16 protein-coding genes are annotated in these 19,152 nt (G+C 30.4%); 11 read left to right on the plus strand and 5 right to left on the minus strand.

The features are described 5' to 3' along the window. Positions 1–130 precede the first annotated feature (130 nt). Positions 131–1,063, plus strand: coding sequence for a GNAT family N-acetyltransferase (locus tag D1815_RS22325; protein WP_233557590.1), 933 nt, complete (start codon positions 131–133; stop codon positions 1,061–1,063). Positions 1,064–1,066: 3 nt separating this feature from the next. On the opposite strand, the gene D1815_RS22330 is transcribed toward D1815_RS22325, so the two are convergent. Next, positions 1,067–2,212: a glycosyltransferase gene (locus D1815_RS22330; RefSeq protein ID WP_118389546.1), complete on the minus strand. Its 1,146-nt coding sequence runs from the start codon at positions 2,210–2,212 to the stop codon at positions 1,067–1,069. 182 nt (positions 2,213–2,394) lie between these two features. Here D1815_RS22330 and D1815_RS22335 point away from each other — a divergent pair, with 182 nt between their 5' ends. Genes D1815_RS22335 through D1815_RS22350 form a run of 4 tightly spaced genes read left to right on the plus strand, consistent with a single transcriptional unit; the run spans position 2,395 to position 6,338 of the window. Further along, positions 2,395–3,513: a DegT/DnrJ/EryC1/StrS aminotransferase family protein gene (locus D1815_RS22335; protein WP_233557591.1), complete on the plus strand. Its 1,119-nt coding sequence runs from the start codon at positions 2,395–2,397 to the stop codon at positions 3,511–3,513. 4 nt (positions 3,514–3,517) lie between these two features. Next, positions 3,518–4,813 carry an O-antigen translocase gene (locus D1815_RS22340; RefSeq protein WP_233557592.1) on the plus strand — a complete coding sequence of 432 codons (1,296 nt, stop codon included), beginning with the start codon at positions 3,518–3,520 and terminating at the stop codon, positions 4,811–4,813. Positions 4,814–4,851: 38 nt separating this feature from the next. Beyond that, positions 4,852–5,925, plus strand: coding sequence for a glycosyltransferase (locus tag D1815_RS22345; protein WP_118389548.1), 1,074 nt, complete (start codon positions 4,852–4,854; stop codon positions 5,923–5,925). Positions 5,926–5,930: 5 nt separating this feature from the next. Further along, positions 5,931–6,338 (plus strand): FdtA/QdtA family cupin domain-containing protein, encoded by a 408-nt coding sequence (locus D1815_RS22350; RefSeq protein WP_118390100.1) that lies wholly within the window; start codon positions 5,931–5,933, stop codon positions 6,336–6,338. Here the strand turns inward: D1815_RS22350 and D1815_RS22355 are convergent. Both D1815_RS22355 and D1815_RS22360 read right to left on the minus strand, forming a co-directional pair. Then, positions 6,321–7,265 carry a glycosyltransferase family 2 protein gene (locus tag D1815_RS22355; protein WP_158594436.1) on the minus strand — a complete coding sequence of 315 codons (945 nt, stop codon included), beginning with the start codon at positions 7,263–7,265 and terminating at the stop codon, positions 6,321–6,323. The genes D1815_RS22350 and D1815_RS22355 overlap by 18 nt on opposite strands. Beyond that, a complete protein-coding gene (locus D1815_RS22360) occupies positions 7,265–8,137 on the minus strand; it encodes a glycosyltransferase (RefSeq protein ID WP_118389552.1) in 873 nt (290 codons plus the stop codon). Before D1815_RS22360 ends, D1815_RS22355 begins: the two co-directional genes overlap by 1 nt. Positions 8,138–8,196: 59 nt before the next feature. On the opposite strand from D1815_RS22360, the gene D1815_RS22365 reads away from it, so the two are divergent. Beyond that, positions 8,197–9,024 (plus strand): 2OG-Fe(II) oxygenase, encoded by an 828-nt coding sequence (locus tag D1815_RS22365; RefSeq protein ID WP_027393753.1) that lies wholly within the window; start codon positions 8,197–8,199, stop codon positions 9,022–9,024. Positions 9,025–9,037: 13 nt separating this feature from the next. Here the strand turns inward: D1815_RS22365 and D1815_RS22370 are convergent, their stop codons facing one another. Together D1815_RS22370 and D1815_RS22375 are read right to left on the minus strand one after the other, a co-directional pair. After that, positions 9,038–10,015, minus strand: coding sequence for a class I SAM-dependent methyltransferase (locus tag D1815_RS22370; protein ID WP_118389554.1), 978 nt, complete (start codon positions 10,013–10,015; stop codon positions 9,038–9,040). Positions 10,016–10,035: 20 nt separating this feature from the next. Then, on the minus strand, positions 10,036–10,719 hold the full coding sequence (locus D1815_RS22375) for a cell division ATP-binding protein FtsE (protein ID WP_118389556.1): 684 nt from the start codon (positions 10,717–10,719) through the stop codon (positions 10,036–10,038). Positions 10,720–11,081: 362 nt separating this feature from the next. On the opposite strand from D1815_RS22375, the gene D1815_RS22380 reads away from it, so the two are divergent. The 5 genes from D1815_RS22380 to D1815_RS22400 all read left to right on the plus strand — a co-directional run bounded on the left by D1815_RS22380 (position 11,082) and on the right by D1815_RS22400 (position 19,083). Next, positions 11,082–12,269 carry an MBOAT family protein gene (locus D1815_RS22380; RefSeq protein ID WP_369899338.1) on the plus strand — a complete coding sequence of 396 codons (1,188 nt, stop codon included), beginning with the start codon at positions 11,082–11,084 and terminating at the stop codon, positions 12,267–12,269. Between the two features lie 3 nt (positions 12,270–12,272). Beyond that, on the plus strand, positions 12,273–13,202 hold the full coding sequence (locus D1815_RS22385) for a hypothetical protein (protein ID WP_118389560.1): 930 nt from the start codon (positions 12,273–12,275) through the stop codon (positions 13,200–13,202). Between the two features lie 180 nt (positions 13,203–13,382). Further along, the gene (locus tag D1815_RS22390; RefSeq protein ID WP_118389562.1) at positions 13,383–16,400 is read left to right on the plus strand and encodes a tetratricopeptide repeat protein; all 3,018 of its coding nucleotides are present in this window, start codon (positions 13,383–13,385) and stop codon (positions 16,398–16,400) included. Between the two features lie 27 nt (positions 16,401–16,427). Next, positions 16,428–18,176, plus strand: a complete 1,749-nt coding sequence (locus tag D1815_RS22395; RefSeq protein ID WP_118389564.1) for a TonB-dependent receptor — start codon at positions 16,428–16,430, stop codon at positions 18,174–18,176. A 94-nt stretch (positions 18,177–18,270) separates the two neighbouring features. Continuing rightward, positions 18,271–19,083 carry a M23 family metallopeptidase gene (locus tag D1815_RS22400; protein WP_118389566.1) on the plus strand — a complete coding sequence of 271 codons (813 nt, stop codon included), beginning with the start codon at positions 18,271–18,273 and terminating at the stop codon, positions 19,081–19,083. Positions 19,084–19,152: the final 69 nt, after the last annotated feature.

The raw sequence follows: 19,152 nt of genomic DNA on the forward strand, positions 1-19,152 counted from the left end.
TGCGGGTATAAACTTTTATTACCTTTTCTTAAGAAAAGAAGCATAACTTCTTACTTAATCATCTAAAAGTAAGTTTTATATTCCAGATACTCAAACAAATTAGCTATTTTCACTTTCATAAATACTTATTTTGTCAACGTATACAATTAAAAAATATCAAAAAGAAGATTATTCGTTATGGAATGATTTTATAGATAATTCTAAGAACGGTACTTTTCTTTTTAACCGAGATTTTATGGAATATCATTCTGATAGATTCCTTGATTTCTCTTTATTAGTTTTTAATAATTCAACGTTGATAGCTGTTTTTCCTGCTAACATCAAGAATGAAGCGGTTTATTCACATCAAGGCTTAACCTATGGAGGTATAATTCTTAAAAAGAGTATTGGAGGAGAAAAAGTAAGAAATATTCTTTCTGAAATAATTAAATTTCTTGATTCTTATAAAGTTCGTAATCTATTTGTTAAGACTATACCAATTTTTTACAATAAAAAACCAACCAATGAGTTTACATTTTTTTTGTCAGAACATGGAGGGAAAATTTATCGTAGAGATCTAAATTTAGCTATAGATTATAGTCTACCATCTAGCATTCATAAGAGTAAACTTAAGCATTATGAAAAAAGAAAAGATATTGGTTTTGAAATACAAGAAGTAAATGACTTTTCAGGTTTCTGGAATAGTGTCTTGATACCAAGGCTGAAAGAAAAGCATAATGTAAAACCTGTTCATACGTTGCAAGAGATTGATTTATTAAAGAAAAGGTTTCCCGAATCTATAAAACAATTTGTCATAAGTTTAGATAAAGAAGTTCTTGCAGGAATTACCATTTTTAAAAGTGAAGGAGTAGTAAAGTCCCAATATGGAGCTGTGACCAATAAAGGTGAACAATATAGAGCGTTGGATTTTCTTTTTATCTCTTTAATTAATAAATATAGAAAAGAAGGGTTTCGTTTTTTCGATATGGGTACAGTTACTGAAAATAATTTTGGATTGTTAAAACAGAAGGAGGAGTTAGGATGCGAAATCTATACACAGGATTTTTATGAGTTGGTCGTTTAGATGTCAACTGTATGTCTTCCACGTTTCAATATATTTTTTTGCGACATTAATGTAATGATGCTCTTTTTCGATAAATGCTCTGGCATTTTTTCCTATTTCAAAAACCAGATCAGTATTAAGAATTAATTTTTCTAGGTCTTGAGCTATTTTAGCACTGTCAGGAGATGTGTCGATTGCTACGACATCTTTAAGATTATAATATTTTCTAAAATCTTCTCCAGCACCTGTAAAAACCACTTTGCCCATTGCCATGGCTTCTAAGGCATTATACCCTTGATCGTGTGCCTGAGTTTGGTCTAATATAATATCTGCAGATAAGAAGTGTTTGATATATTGGTTATACGGGAGATCTTTGGTGGTAATTAATTCGATTTTATCAGGATATTTGTTTATAATGGTAGTTAAGGCGTTTTCAAAATATTCATTTCCTTTTTTTATGTAATTTGAAGTATTGATTCCGTGAAGTATTTTTATCTTTTTATGCTTTACGAAAGGAATTATCTTGATAGAGTCTATATTTACAGGATTTGGAATCAGTGGTAATACTTTAGGAGTGTTTTTATAAGCAATATGATACTCCACACTTGCTGGAATAACCCCTTTTATATTTTTAAAGACGAAATCGTGTATTTTTTTTTGTTTTTTAGAAACAAATTTCAAAGTGTTTTTATATTCTTTTTTTAGAGTTTTGTCTTTTAAAAAAGGACTTACCGTGCTGTATGGAAATTTTCCAGAAAGTAAATAAGAAATAAATCTAAAATCATCGCCGCAAGCAAGTAAAAAAACATTCTTGTTGTTTTGAAAAAGAAATTTTAAGAGTTTTTTCTCGAAATATTGTCCAATATTAAAAGGAGTTTCGTTAATTAATTGAACAAAATCATAATTGGATAGAGAGGCCTTGTTTTTTTTGAATTTAATGTAGGATTCCACAGATGCAATATCAATCGAAGTAATTTTAAAAATTAAGTGTCTAATCTTATTAAGCACAAAATTGTTTTTTACAATACTTCCATCAACGTCTATATCAATTGGATATTTCTTAAACACATCACCATTACCCACAATAGTTACCTCATGTCCATTTTTTATTAGACCTTCTTTAAGCGAATTGTGTAATCGACTGTATTCTCCTACTAATAATATTTTCATTCAAGTAACGTTAAGTCCCTATATTAAAGACTTTAAAAAATTATCATACGTTTTTATGGGCTTTCACAAAAACAAATATCTTTGCTGTAAAGGTATTTTTAATACTGTAATAATAAAAACTGAATCCTACTGAATTCTTTTTGTACAAGATAATTCATAAATGTAGATAGATATTTTTGATAATGACAAACCCTAAACAGTTGATTCCATTTCTAGATCTTCATAAAATTAATAGTCGTTATCATGAAAAATATAAAGATTGTTTTTCCAAGTTTTTGGATGAAGGTAGATACATTAAAGGAACTTTTGTTAAAGAGTTTGAGGATTCTTATGCTAAGTTTTGTGGAGCTAAGTATTGTGTTGGTGTTGGTAATGGACTAGATGCGTTAACAATAATTCTTAAAGGATATATTGAACTTGGAAAAATTAATTCTGGAGACGAAGTAATTGTTCCTTCAAATACATTTATAGCTTCAATTTTGTCTATTAAATATGCTGGGTTACAACCTGTGTTGGTGGAACCTGATAGAGATACTTTTAATATAGATATTAATAGAATTGAAGAACATATTTCTAATAAAACCAAAGCGATTGTGCCTGTTCATTTATATGGTCAGCTAGCGAAAATGAAAGAAATCAATGAAATCGCTAAGAAATATAATTTACTTATAATTGATGATGCCGCTCAAGCGCACGGAGCAATTTATAACAATGATAGATTGGTAGGTGATTTATGTAATGCTTCTTCTTTTAGTTTTTATCCGGCAAAAAATGTGGGAGCATTGGGGGATGCGGGCGCAATAACTACTAATAATAAAGAATTAGCAGATGTTGTTAGGAGTATTGGGAATTATGGTTCTTCTAAAAAGTATCAAAACGATTATTTAGGGGTTAATTCTAGATTGGATGAACTGCAAGCTGCATTTTTATTGGAGAAGTTAAAAGACCTAAAGGAAGATAATCAAAGGCGAAGACAAATTGCTAAAAGGTATCTGTCAGAAATTGAAAATGATAAAATTGTGTTGCCTGGTTGGGATGGTTCAGAGAATCATGTATTTCATCTTTTTGTGGTTAGAGTCAAAAATCGTTTAGAGTTTTGTGAATATTTAGATGATTTAGGAATTGGATATCATATCCATTATCCAATTCCTCCGCATAAACAGAACGCTCTAAAAGAGTTTTCTGAACTTTCATTACCGATAACGGAACGAATGCACAAAGAAGTTGTTAGTATTCCGCTTAATACGGGCTTAACCGATCAGGAGGTTAGTAAGATTATAAAAACCTTAAACGAATACTAAAGGAGTGGATTCATACTTTGATAAACTAAAAAACAATGTTTTAATTAAAGTTAGCTCTTTTAATGCCATAGGTGTATTCGTAAAAATGATAACTGGCTTTATAAGTCTTAAGGTAGTTGCAATATTTTTAGGTCCAGAAGGGTTAGCGTTGATTGGTAATCTTCGAAATGTTTTGACCTCTATTCAATCGATTGGTACCCTAGGTTTATATAATGGAATTGTAAAATATATTGCAGAATTTAAGAGTGATAAAAAGGAAATTAGATCTGTGTTATCAACTTCCTATCTTTTGTGTTTAATAATAATCATTTTCTTGTCTACATGGCTTTATTTGTTTCCAACGTTTTGGAATAATTTGGTTTTTGGAAATAGTTATCAGTATAATTTTGTTTTTAAAGCCATAGCTATAGCACTTCCTTTTTATTCAGTAAACACCTTGTGTTTGGCAATAATTAACGGATATTCTAAATATAAGATGTATATACTACTTAATATTGTTAGTAGTATTTTAGGTTTACTAATTACGGTTTTCTTAGTTTGGGAATATAAACTAGAAGGTGCATTTTGGGCTATTATCATAAATCCAGCGGTATCATTATGTTTTACCATTGTAATCATGCTGAATAAAAAGGATGTTACTAAATTTTTGCCATCTACTAAGATATCGCCAAAATATCTAAAAAGATTAAGCTCATTTGCTGTTATGACATTGGTTTCTGTAACCGTTTTACCCGCTATTTTGATCAGAATAAGAAATTTTATTATTGCTAATGAAGGTTTAGAAGAAGCCGGTTATTGGGAAGCAATACAGAGTATTAGTAGTCAATATATGTTATTTATAACGACTTTATTAACTATATATTTATTACCTAGACTATCTGAAATAAATAGTAGTAAAAGTTTTAGATTAGAAGTATTTAATTTTTACAAGACGATTTTACCAATATTTGTTATTGGGTTTTTGATTATTTATTTTTTGAGAAATATCATAATTGGAATTCTTTTTTCAAATGATTTTACTGCAATGGAACCTTTGTTTATCTGGCAGTTGTTTGGAGATCTTTTCAAAATAGCATCTTTGGTGATAGCATATCAATTTTTGGCTAAAAGAATGTTTTGGTATTATATAATTACAGAAATTATTTCGTTTACATTTTTATATTTTGCAAGTATTTATTTGATAAACCAATTCGGATTTATTGGTGCTTCTATGGCGTATTTTTTTAATTATGTCGTTTATTTTTTATTGTTGATTTTAGTGTTTAGAAAATCATTTTTTGGACCTGATAGGAAAATTTAACTAGTGTGACTCAAAACAAAAGAATAAAAGTTTGTTTGATGGTTTCTTCCTTAGGCGCGGGAGGAGCCGAACGATCAAGTGCTATTTTGTCGAGAATGTTAGAAGATTCTGGGTATGATGTTACAATTGTTAGTATTCTTGATGATATTGTTTATGATTATAAAGGAAATCTAGTAAATTTAGAATTACTCACTTCTTCTAATAAGGGGTTGCACAAACGTTGGAGAAAATTTGTAATTAGTAGAAAACTCATTAGAGAAAATAAGTTTGATTATATCATAGATGCGGCTCCAAGACCTTGGTGGTTTAGACAATGGTTTATTAATACTTTTGTGTATCAAAAGACAGATACAGTCTTTATTGTTCACAGTTATAATATCGGTATTTATTTTCCTGATAATAGATTTTTAGGAAAATTGTTATATAAGGATGCATATGAATTGATTGGAGTTTCTAAAGAAGCAGTATGTCATTTTAAAGAGAAATATGGTTTAAGTAAAGGAAGTTGTATTTATAATGCATTTGATAGAAAACGTTGGGATACGATGTCTGAGGTAAATGTAGAGACACCTAGTTATCCTTACATTTTATCTTATGGTAGAATTTCTGAAGATTCCAAAAATTATAGTTTTCTAGTAGAATCATATGCTGCATCAAGATTGCCGAAACAAGGTGTAAGACTTCTTATATTAGGTGATGGCCCTGATAAAATAAAGATTCAAAATCTGGTTAAAAAATTAAAGATTGAAGATTGTGTGATTTTTAAAGGATTTTCGGAAAATCCATTTCCTTATGTAAAAAAAGCTCTGTATACAACCTTAACAAGTAACTATGAGGGTTTTCCCATGGTGTTAATAGAGTCTTTAGCTATGGGGACACCAGTGGTCTCGGTAGATTGTAAATCAGGTCCATCAGAAGTGATTGTTACCGGTGAGAATGGTATATTAGTGCCTTTAAATAAAGAAATGGCTTTTACAGAAGCTTTAAATAAAATGATAGAAGATCAAGCTTTTTATCAAAAATGTAAAAATGGTACGATCTCTAGCGTTTCAAAATTTGAAATAGAAAATATAATACCACAATGGCAAGCAATACTTCCTTTCAAAAAATAGAAAATATGACAACCGCCGAGGATTGTGAAATTATTGAAATTCCTAAAATAAAAGATCCTAGAGGTAATATTGCGGTAGTAGAGAAGGATGTTATACCTTTTGAAACAAAAAGAGTATATTATTTGTATGATGTCCCTAGTGATGCTAGTCGAGGAGGTCATGCGCATAAAAATTTACAACAATTTTTGATTGCATTAAGTGGTAGTTTTGATGTGATTTTACATGACGGGGAAAATCAAAAGAAAATAACTCTTAATAAACCCAATAAAGGATTATTGATTAAATCTGGAATATGGAGAGAGTTAGAAAATTTTTCTTCTGGATCAGTTTGTTTAGTATTAGCTTCTGATGTATATAAAGAGGAAGATTATATCAGAAAATTCACTGAATTTAAACTATTTAAAACTAGATAGTTTTAGCCTAAAAATAGAAATTAAACTACTTTGGACTTTTTTAAACAAGAGTAATACTATTTTAGGTTGTTTTATTAAAAACCTATTTTTCCAATGTAGGTTTTTCCAATTAATATTTTCACAATATTTTTTCGAAGTCAAATAATCTCCAGCAATTCTATATTCTAATGCTATAGAATACCGGTTAGCATCTAGATATATTTTTAAAGAACGGTTATGCTTTTCTTCCTCTACAAATTTTTCAAACTTCATAAAGTTTTTGTTCTTTATGTTTATTTCTTTTGATCGATTTTTGGCATCTAGGTTATATGTGGCAGTAACATATGTTGCCAAAGCTACTTTATATCTTAATGCAATACGAATCCAAAGATCTGTATCCTCACCGTGTGTTATAGAAGAATCAAAACCTTTAATTGCATTTAAAACAGTTTTGGGAGCTGCACTGGCCGAAGTCCATGCAATAGCATCAATGGAACTAGAATCAAAATAATCATCAATAATTATAAAAGAATTACTATCTGTTTTTATGTTCCTAAAGTCAGCTAAAAAGATAGAATTTGTGCTAAATTTTTTCTCATAAGATGTCGCTAATATACCAGCATCGGGAAATTTTTTGTATAATTGGAATAATATTTCGAGATGATTGGGATACCAATAATCATCTGCATCCAGAAAGGCAATGATCTCACCATTCGCCTTGTCAATCCCAAAATTTCTAGCGTTAGAAACTCCTTTGTTTTCTGTTAAAAAATATCGCAGCCTTTCATCGCTAAAAGTATTTACGTTTTTTTCACTGTTATCACTAGAACCATCATTTATGATTATGATCTCATAGTTTGTGTAGTTTTGGGCAAATACAGATTGTATCGTTTTCGCGATATTTTTTTCTTTATTGTAAAGTGGGATAATAATGGAGAAAAAAGGCACTATATCTTGTTTTTGATTAAACAAAAGTAACCTAAACGATAAAAATCATAGCATACTATAGAAGGATAAGAGGAATTGAAATTTCTTTTAAGAAGATTTCTTGAGATTCGGAAGATAAAAGAAATGATTTTATCGGTTTTTATTTTATTCATTTTGTAGTACATACTAGAAACCTTGTATCTATCATAAGAAAGTTTATTAGTATTAATTAAAACAATTAGGTTTTCAATGGCTTGCTCTGTCTTTATAATAAAAGCCTCAGCATTATCATTAGCATCATGTACAACCGGGTTGTCAATATATGTAATAGGAATGTTTTTATTGGTAATAGCATCAAAAAACACTACATCTTCACATCCATATTTCTCTAAAGATTCATCAAATTTTATGGTTTCAAAGATTTCTTTTTGAATTAAGAAATTCGATGAACAAACAATAGATCTTTTATTTCTGTTGGATAAAGATTCCCTTTTTTTGGTATACATCCATCGAAGGCGATAAGGTTTGTTGGGAGGCTTTTTTAAATAAGTCATTCCTCCTGTTACAACCTTATGGTTTATATTATCTAGATATGTTTTAATAAAGTTTTTGCGTTCTGGAAATGTCCCAGCGTCGATAAAGAGAAGGGAATCATATGTTGCTTCGGAAGCTAGTAGATTCCGAATAGCACTTCTGCCTATGTTTTTTGGCAATTTCTTAAAAGAGCAATTTGATAATTCATGAACATCATTATTTTCTTTTATAAAATGATCCGAATGATCATCAAACACTAATATTTCGAAAGAGACGTTACGTAATGAAATTTGCTGATGAACCTCTTTAATCAACGGAATAATGTTATAATTATAGACAGGGATCAAAATTGATAACATTTATAGATGTTTTACTAGAAGTTTATAATTATTTTTAAGACAAAATTGTAATTGGATAGATGAATCACCCTAATAGAGATAAAATTGCTGATCTCATTTTTTTAAAGCTCAAAGATAATGAAGAAGTTTTAAAAAAACACTTTGCTCATACCAGTGAGGGTATTGGGTATTTTTATTTAGATGATCTACTACCAAAACATTTAACTGATGAAATTTTTGATAAGTTTCCTAGTACGAAGGATATAAAGGTAAAAAGGAGTCTGAGAGAGTATAAATATGTAGCTGCTCAAATGAATAGATATCACCCTTTATTAGAGGAGACTATTTATGCTTTTCAGGATAAGAGGATTGTTGATTTAATCTCCAAAATATGCGGATATTGCAGTGTAAAACCTGATGGAGATTTATATGCAGGAGGAATTTCGATGATGGGAAAAGGAAATTATTTGAATCCACATCTGGATAATTCTCATGATAAGGATGTCAAACTATGGCGTGTACTTAATTTATTATATTACGTAACACCAGATTGGATGCCAGAAAATGGAGGGAACTTAGAACTATGGCCTAAAGGACTAAAAAGTGAACCAGTATCTATAAATTCTCGTTATAATAGATTAGTGGTTATGTCTACTCATAAGGATTCTTGGCATTCTGTTGGTAAGGTAAAAGTAGATAAGGTACGATGTTGTATTTCTAATTATTATTTTTCGACAGAACCAGTAGATGCAAAAAGATCTTTTCATGTAACGACTTTTAGAGGTTGGCCAGGTCAGTTTTTTAGAGATAAAATATTGAAAATCGATTCATCAATACGGATGGGGGTTCGAAAAATATTTAAAAAGGGAATTCGAGAAAACCCACACGTATATAAGAAAGATGATTGATTAGTCTAATCAATCAATTAGTTGTGTTTTGATAAATTCCAAATACAAAGTCACTAGAGTGGTTTCTTAAATAATTATCTTCAAAATCAAATAGTTTATTTAGTACAGCTTCCTTTTCTGAATCCAGTTCTAAGAAATGATGCGATAGGTCTTTAAGTGCATTTGCTAAAAGATTACCACCATAAGAAGCTTCATAAATAGTCATGTAATTTTTATGAATTGCAGGTAGTATTTTTTCTGATTCTATACATTCTGATGGGTCAGCCAAGATCATTCTAATAATGCCTGAGCCATAAATTCTATTTTTAAATAAATTTAATTTGAATCTTTTTCTATAGGGTTTAGGAATGAGTTTTATAGCATTATTTGTTGCCATTATTTGATGTTTTGGGAATTGTAATCTATTTGGTCCCACGAACTCATTAATTATGAGCTTTCCATCCGTTTTCAAGGTTTTTTTTATTTTTTGTCCTACGAGCTCTTCTATGTTTTTAAAATGATGTAATGAAGCATGAAAAAAAACAATGTCAAAATAATTCTCTCGAAAATCATAGGAATACAAATCTTGAATCTTAAAACTAATATTGTCTAATTTTCGCTCTGATGCTGATTTTTTTGCGGCATCAAAAAGTACTTCGTTAATATCAATACATACGATCTCTTTAAAATTCTTATAGCTTGCAAATGTGAGTTCATGACTACAAATTCCACTTCCTAATGAAAGCATTTTTAGATCTTTAGAATTTGATAAGAACTTTTTCATCACAAAGTCTTCATATTCAACTTTGGAGTCCCCAGTAATAAGTTGATTCCATCGTTCTTGAATTTTAGGAATGATCCACCAATTAGAGGATTGTATATCTAATTCATTAAAAGCGCTTTTAGTTCTTTTAATACTATTAATGTTTAGTTTAGAGGTAATAAAAGACAACCCTCTTTGTCTAAACTTAGTGTAAGTCTCTATAAAATCATCGAGGGTTACTAGTCGCATTATTGTATTAATTTGTAGAGTTATCCTTTTCGTTGAACCACTTCAAAAACCTTGTTACCCTCACATTTTAAAGTTTTAGATGGATATTTTAATAGCAGTGCATAATCATGAGTGGCCATTAAAATTGTATTACCATTTTTATTGATGTCCTGCAGTACTTCCATAACTTCTACAGAAGTTTGAGGATCCAAATTTCCAGTTGGTTCATCGGCAAGTATTAATTCTGGATCATTAAGTAATGCTCTGGCAATAGCGATTCGCTGTTGTTCTCCACCAGATAATTGGTATGGGAATTTAAAATCCTTTGTTTTCATGCCTACTTTATCAAGGACATCATCAATTTTACTATCCATCGCTTTTTGATCTGTCCATCCAGTCGCTTTTAGTACAAACAATAAATTATCCTTTACAGTTCTGTCATTAAGAAGTTTAAAATCTTGGAAAACGATTCCTAATTTTCTTCTAAGAAATGGAATTTGATTTTCTTTTAAAGTACTTAAATCAAAATCAACAATACTTCCTTCTCCTTTTATTAGAGGGATATCTCCATAAAGTGTTTTCATGAAACTACTTTTTCCTGTACCGGTCTTACCGATCAGGTATACAAAATCTCCCTTATTAACTTCGACATTAACATCTGAAAGAATTAAATTTTCTCGTTGATAAATTGAAGCATTTTTAAGGCTTAAAACCATATCGGACATAGTATGAAATTCTGATTTTATTAATTTTAGTAAAAGTAAAAAGTTTATGCAATAATGTATTTATTAAAAATGTTTTTTTATCCACGTAGATTTTAAGTATTTTTCCAGAGAATTCATATGCTCATATTTTGCAATTTAATACCGTTGATTTTGCGTTGTTTTTTCCAATCGTTTTTGTTTTGTATTGGTTCGTCTTTAACAGCTCAAAAAAGATTCAAAATATCTTTCTTCTAACGGTAAGCTACTTGTTTTATTCTTTTTGGGACTGGAGATTTTTATCGCTTATATTTTTAAGTTCAATAATTGATTTTTTGGTTTCAAGTCAATTACAGACCACAACTAGAGTTAGAAAAAAAATACTTTTGGGAATTAGCTTATTCTTTAATCTAGGTGTTTTATTCGTCTTTAAATACTTTAATTTCTTTATAGAAACGTTCACAGAAGCATTTTTGTTATTTGGTAAGCCAATATCTTATGGTTCATTGCAACTCGTTTTACCCGTAGGGATAAGTTTTTATACGTTTCAGACATTGAGTTACACAATAGATGTATACAGAGAAAGAATGCGCGCTACTAATGATATTGTTTCATTTTTTGCATTTGTTTCATTTTTTCCACAGTTAGTTGCGGGACCTATAGAAAGAGCTTCTAATTTGTTACCTCAGTTTAATAAAAGTAGAGTTTTTAATTATAGTAAAAGTATTGATGGCTTGCGATTAATTTTGGGAGGCTTATTCAAGAAAATGGTAATTGCGGATAATTGTGCGGTAATAGTTAATAGACTGTTCGAAAATTATACAGCATATTCAGGAAGCACTTTGTTATGTGGTGCCATATTTTTTGGTTTTCAGATTTATGGAGATTTTTCAGGTTATTCGGATATTGCTATTGGTTCTGCAAGATTGTTAGGGTTTGATTTAAAGAAAAATTTTAATTTCCCTTATTTATCAAAGAACTTAATTGAGTTTTGGAGACGATGGCATATTTCGCTTTCTACTTGGTTTAGAGATTACGTATACATTGCGTTGGGAGGTAATCGTGTTTCAAAATTTAGATTGGTATTTAATATTCTTGTTGTTTTTCTGCTAAGTGGATTATGGCATGGAGCTAATCTTACATTTATTTTTTGGGGATTGATTCATGGAATCATATTGATATTTACAGTTTTTATAAATAATGAAACAAAATTTGGGGTTTTTCTCCAAAATCAAAATTCAATAGTAGTTGATTTTTTAAGAATGAGTATTACATTTTTTATAGTTACTATTGCTTGGGTTTTTTTTAGAGCAGATTCAATCACGGAAGCCTTTGGGTATCTAGATCGTATTTTTTCATCAACACTTTTTTCTATTCCACAAGGGAATAAGTTGTTTTTGATTTTATTGATTGGATATCTAGGCATAGAATGGTTTCAGAAAAAAAGAGAACACTTATTGGATATTCAGTATATATCATCTAAAAGCATTCGATATCTAATTTATTATGTTACGGTATTCGTCGTGTTTTACTATGCAGGGGATTTACAAACCTTTATTTATTTTCAATTCTAAACTATGATGGTTTTTATAAAAAAAATATTCTTATTTCTACTACCACTGCTTTTTATTTGGGTAGCACTAGAGTGTTTTTATAGAACTGTAGAATCTAATTATTCTTATAAGCATAAAATGATTAGTAACTCTTATAATGACATAGAGACATTGGTTTTAGGGGATTCCCATGCTTTTTTCGGTATTAATCCAGAATTTATGGATACCAAAACTTTTAATGTATCTAATATAAGTCAGAGTTTGTATTTTGATCAATTATTGTTTGATAAACATGTAGATAGTCTTCCTAATCTAAAAAATGTAGTTATTACCATCGGTTATTATAGTTTAAGTCAATTAGAAAATACAAAAGAAGATCGATGGCGTAAATATTTTTACCATCATCAAATGGAATTAGATGTTCCCATTATTAATCCACTAGATGTGAGAAAATATAGCCTAGCACTAACTCGTCGTTTTGATAAATCGATTACTCTACTTCACGATTATATGTATAAAGGGACAATTGTCGGGTGCGATAATTGGGGTTGGGGTACATACTATAAAAGCACAAACAATATACCTTTAGTAGAAGGAAGTAGAGCTACGGCAAAAAGACATGAGGATTTTTTAATGGATTTCGATGAAAATTTAGTTAGACTTCAATCGATTATAGCCTATTGCAAAAAAATAAAATGCAATGTTTATTTAGTTGATATGCCAGTATATAATGAGTATTTAAAACTACTTAACCCAAGTAAATTAGAGAAAATTACCAATTCGTGTAAAGATCTAGCAAGTCATTATAAGAATGTAACTTATATAAACCTAAGAGAAGATATTAGGATAGAAGATACAGATTTTTACGACCCTGATCATCTTAACCATAAAGGGGCAAAAAAATATACTAAAATCATAAATCAAATTATATCTGATCCAAAAAATGAAGGTTAATGTAATTATCTCCAAAATATTTCGTTATTAGTATGAAGATTAGGGTATCTTTAACACAAAATTTATTCGCGGGAAACGATATTTACTTTAAGAAAAATTGGTCAAGGTCAATCCTTGAGATTTCTATTAAACTGGAACTTTGGTATTATCCAGAGTCTAAACTTTGAAAGAAATATTTACATGAACAAATACATCACTTTGATGCTTTTTGTAGCGGTCCTATCTTCGAAGATTTCTGCACAACAATCAGCAATTTACACAAATGAACTAGTACTGTACAATCAGGCATTAGAACTTTATAACAATAAGCAATTTCTAGCTGCTCAAAATCTTTTTGATAAAGTAAGAGATGCTGTAGACGATGAAAATATCGATGCAGAATGTACTTATTATATAGCAAATTGTGCTGTATGGTTAAATCAAAAAGGTGCGGACGATTTGATGGAAGAGTTTGTGGTGCAGTATCCAACAAGTATAAAACGTAATGCTGCATATCTGGATGTAGCAAATTATTATTTTGATAATGGTAAGTATGCATATGCTCGTAAGTGGTATGACAAAGTAGATGAGGGGAATATGAGTCGTTCCGAAAAAGAAAAGTTCAACTTCAATAATGGATATGCATATTTTAAGATTCAACGATTTAATGAAGCTAAAAAATTCTTAACTAAAGTAGAAGAAACTGATAAATATGGAGCTCAGGCCAAGTACTATCTTGGTTTCATAGCATATGAAGGAGATAATTATCAAGAAGCAGATAAATTGTTTGATGAGGTTAAAGATCTTGATAAGTACAATAAGAATTTATCCTATTTCCAGAGTGATATGAATTTTAAATCTGGAAATTTTCAGGATGCAATTAATGATGGGTTAGGTCAACTTTCTAGATCTAAACCTTCAGAAAAGTCGGAATTGAATAAAATCATTGGAGAAAGTTATTTTAATTTAGGACAATATGATAAAGCAATTCCGCATCTAAAGGCATATAGAGGTAGAAAAGGGAAATGGAATAATACGGATTATTATCAATTAGGGTACGCGTATTATAAAGGAGGAGATTATACTAATGCTATTTCGGAGTTTAATAAAATAGTAGATGGGCGTAATGAAACTGCACAGAATGCATATTATCATTTAGCAGAATCTTATTTAAAAACAGATCAGAAACAACAAGCATTAAACGCATTTAAGAATGCTTCAGAAATGGATTTTGAAGCTAAGATAAAAGAAGATGCTTTATATAACTATGCTAAGCTAAGTTATGAGATTGGTAATTCATATGAGAGTACTCCAAAAGTATTATTGTCTTATGCAGAAGCATATCCTAATTCTGAGTTTAAAGAAGAAATTCAGGAATTGTTAATTAGCTCTTATATTACTTCTAAGAATTACAAGGAAGCAATGGATTTGTTAGAAGGAAGTCGCAATTTTGGTGATAAAGTAGTATATCAAAAAGTAGCATATTTTCGTGGAATAGAGTTGTATAATGAAGCGAACTATGCGGAGGCGAAATTGTATTTTGATAAATCGTTGGCACAACAAACAGATTCGAAATTTACAGCAAAAGCAATTTATTGGAAATCAGAATGTGATTATTTGCAAAATAGTTTTGAAGAAGCACTTATAGGATTTAAACAATTTAAAGGAAAAGAAGGAGCTGCTGGAACAATTGAATATGAAGGAATAGATTATAATATTGGCTATACTTATTTTAAACTAAAACAATACCCACAGGCTGCAGAGTTTTTTGATACCTATTCTAAAAAAAGAAGTATAGATGAAACACAATTAACTGATACTTATTTAAGGTTAGGAGATAGTCATTTTATTTCCCGAAAATATTGGCCAGCAATGGAAGCTTATAATAAGGCAATTAAAAATGGTGGTGCTGATTCTGATTATGCACATTATCAGAAAGCAATAAGTTATGGTTTTGTAAAAAAGAATGATAAGAAGATTAGTGATTTAGAGCTTTTTATTAAAAAATATACGCGATCCACATATCGTGATGATGCAATGTTTGCTCTAGGAAATACATATGTGGCAGAAAATAATACTCAAAGAGGTATCGAAGCATACGATCGATTAATCAGAGAAGTTCCTAGAAGTTCTTATGTGCCAAAGGCTTTGTTAAAACAAGGATTAATTTATTATAATGGTGATCAGGGAAATAGAGCTTTAACAAAGTTTAAGAGTGTAGTTGCTGATTATCCTGGAACAGAGGAAGCAATCCAAGCCGTTAATACCGCAAGATTGATTTATGTAGATTTAGGTAGAACGGATGAGTATTCGAGTTGGGTAAAAGGATTGAGTTTTGTGGATGTTACAGATGCAGATCTAGATAACACCTCATATGAGGCAGCAGAAAAACAGTTTTTGGAAAATAATGATAATGCTGCAATTACCGGTTTTCAAAAATATTTAAGCGAGTTTCCTAATGGATTACACGCATTAAAAAGTCACTTTTATATAGCACAGTTGTTTTATAAAAAAGGGGATAAGCAAGCGACCATACCACATTATAAATATGTGTTAGAAAAAGATAGAACGGAGTTTACGGAGCAAGCATTGGCTAGACTTTCTCAGATCTATTTAGAGAATCGTAATTATAATGAAGCAATTCCTGTATTGGAACGATTAGAAAAATCAGCCGATTTTCCTCAGAACATTATATTTGCGCAATCTAATTTGATGAAATCGCATTATCAACTAGTACATTATCAAGAAACAATTGCATACGCAGAAAAAGTATTGAGTAATCCAAAAATCCAGAATGATGTAAAAAGTGATGCTCAGATTTTTATTGCTCGTGCTGCTTTACAAACCGCAGATGATACTCGAGCAAAAAGAGCATATGCCGAAGTTAGAAAAATTGCCACAGGTGAGTTAGCCGCAGAAGCTTTATATTACGAAGCGTATTTTAAAAATAAAGAAGGTAACTATAAAGAGTCAAACGAAACTGTACAAAAATTAGCAAAAGATTTTTCAGGATATAAATTATATGGAGCTAAAGGTTTAGTGCTTATGGCTAAAAACTTTTATGGACTAGAAGATGCATATCAAGCAACTTATATTTTAGAAAGTGTTATCAAAAACTTTACTGATTATCAAGATGTAATTGACGAAGCACGATCCGAACTCAAAAAAATCAAAGCTGAAGAGGCAAAAACAAATTCATCCATCCAAACCGAACAATAATAATCAGTTATAAACTCTTAGCAATTTATGTCGAGATATATCAAGAAATTAATTTCCTTTACTTGTGTTTTTGCGTTTAGTGTTACCGCAATAGTGGCCCAAGAAAAAGAAGAAGAGGAAACCATAGAAACAGAACGTGTAGTTATTGTTAAAACATATACACCTACGATTAGTGATGCATTTAAAATAAAGTCTACACCGATTCTTAATGATTCTGTTACCCAAAAGAAAAAACAGCTGCGATATAGTATTTTTTCAGTTCCGGTAGCGTCAACATTTACTCCTGCAAAAGGAAGAGCGGCTAGTATTGATAAACCAAAGAAAATACCATTGTATGATAATTATGCTACTTTAGGTTTTGGTAATTTTACATCTGTATTAGCGGAGTTTTATAGCAATTTTCAGATAAATCGTACAGATAATATGGGATTGTACTTACATCATAATTCTTCTCAGGGAGGAATAGAAGATGTAGCGCTAGACGATAAATTTTATAATACGTTTTTGGATCTTAATTATACTTCACGAACCAAGGACTTTACATATGGAATAGAAGTAGGAGCAGAGCATCAATTGTATAATTGGTATGGTATACCCGAAACTCCTGCATTAACAGAGGCACAAATTGATGCAATTGACCCTCAACAAAATTATTTTGGGGCCAAGTTGGGGGGCAAATTGCAGTTTGATGACTTATATTTTAAAAGAGCTTCGTTAAATTATAGATATTTTGGAGATGCATTAAGCTCTACAGAACATCATGCAGTTTTTACACCTACATTTGAGTTCGAAATTGTAGATGAATTAATTACTACGGATTTCATCGTTGATTATTTGGGTGGAAGTTTTGATCGACCATTAGATCTGGTATTACAAACTCCAAATGATTTTAGTATTCTTAATCTAGGAATACAACCAAGTCTTGTAGTGCTAAGAGATAATTTAACTTTAAATTTGGGTGCTTCAGTTTTTTATAGTATTGATAGCCAGAATAATGATAATGACTTTTTTATCTATCCTAAAGTTACAGCATCTTATCGATTATTAGATGAAGCAGTAATTGCTTATGGAGGATTAGAAGGAGGATTAAAACAAAACACATATAGAGATGCGGTACAGGCAAATCCATATGTTTCTCCAACATTGGTGTTGACTCCTACTCATAATCAATTTGATGCATACGTAGGGTTAAAAGGAAAAATCTCTGATATAATAAGCTATAATTTTAGAGGAGGATATACATCAGAAAACGATAAGGCTTTGTTTGTAAATAATAGACCAGAAATATTACAATTAGAAGGGTATGATTTTGGTAATTCATTTGCATATCGATATGATGATATTCTAACACTGAATGGATATGGAGAGTTAAATTTTAATATCAATAAGAAATTTAAATTGGGAGTTTCTGGAGAATACTTCAGCTATAATACCGAAGATGAACAAGAAGCTTGGAATCTACCAGAGTTAAAAGCATCTGTGCTATTAGATTATCAGATTACTGATCAATGGTTCGCTGGAGCACAACTTTTTTATGTCGGTGAGCGAAAGGATATCAATACTGCCGTTGCTTTTACTCCGCCTACACCAGAAGCTACCATAACATTGGATAGCTATTTTGATGCTAATGTGAACCTTGGATATCGATTTAATGACAAACTCTCTGTTTTTATAAAAGGTAATAATCTTGCGGGTCAAAACTATGAACGTTGGGTGAACTTTCCTGTACAAGGAGTACAGGTGTTAGGTGGAGTAACGTATAAGTTTAATTATTAATCTAACTTTTGTTTAGGTTTATTAAAAATATAATCCATTAGTAATTCCAAAATAAAAAGCTTATTTTCTGCTAGTAATTGGAAATGAATTGAATATGAGGAGCGCTGTATTTTGGATCGTAAATTTATTATGGATAACTACTTTTAGTCAAGATAATTTTAAAGTCTATTACGAAGAAACAGATAATGGATATACAATTTATGCAGATAATGGGGAGTTTTGCCCAGTTTCGGTAGAGATAGATTTTAAGATAGAGAATCTTACTTCAAATATTGGGGATATTAAGATCATAGAAGTCCCTGAACAAACAACCAAATTTTATATTGCTGATTTAACAGTGGTAGATAGAAAAAAAGCCATTCGTTTAGGGTTTAGTGTTCGCTATAATCATGGAAATCATTTACAAGAATCTTATGATACTGATTATCCATATCACTTACCATTTAAAAAAGGTACGGAGCATATGGTAACTCAAGGTTATAATGGCAAGATATCTCATCATAATGAATATGCATTAGATTTTAGAATGCCTGTAGGGACACCCATTTATGCGTCTAGAGAAGGGAAAGTGGTTTTAGTAGAACAAGAGAATAATAAAACGTGTACAGGTGCCGATTGTGCTAAGTTTAATAATTATATACTAGTGTATCACTCTGATGGTACTTTTGCAGAATATACGCATATCAAAAAAAATGGATCCAAAGTGACTCCAGGTGAAGTCATCAAAAAAGGACAGCATATTGGATATAGCGGTAATGTAGGATGGTCTACAGGACCACATCTTCACTTTATAGTATTTCTACAGCGATTTAATGATAGAGAAACACTTCCAACAAAATTTCTTGTTGGTAATGGGAAGCAATTCTTAGAATTAGAAGAAAGGAAGAGGTATATTAAATCTTATTAGTTTTAAAATTGATTTAACTTGGAATAAAGATAAAGAAGAGTATACATTTTAATACCTGTGTAGAAAGTT

The organism is Aquimarina sp. AD1, assembly GCF_003443695.1.
Classification (GTDB): domain Bacteria; phylum Bacteroidota; class Bacteroidia; order Flavobacteriales; family Flavobacteriaceae; genus Aquimarina; species Aquimarina latercula.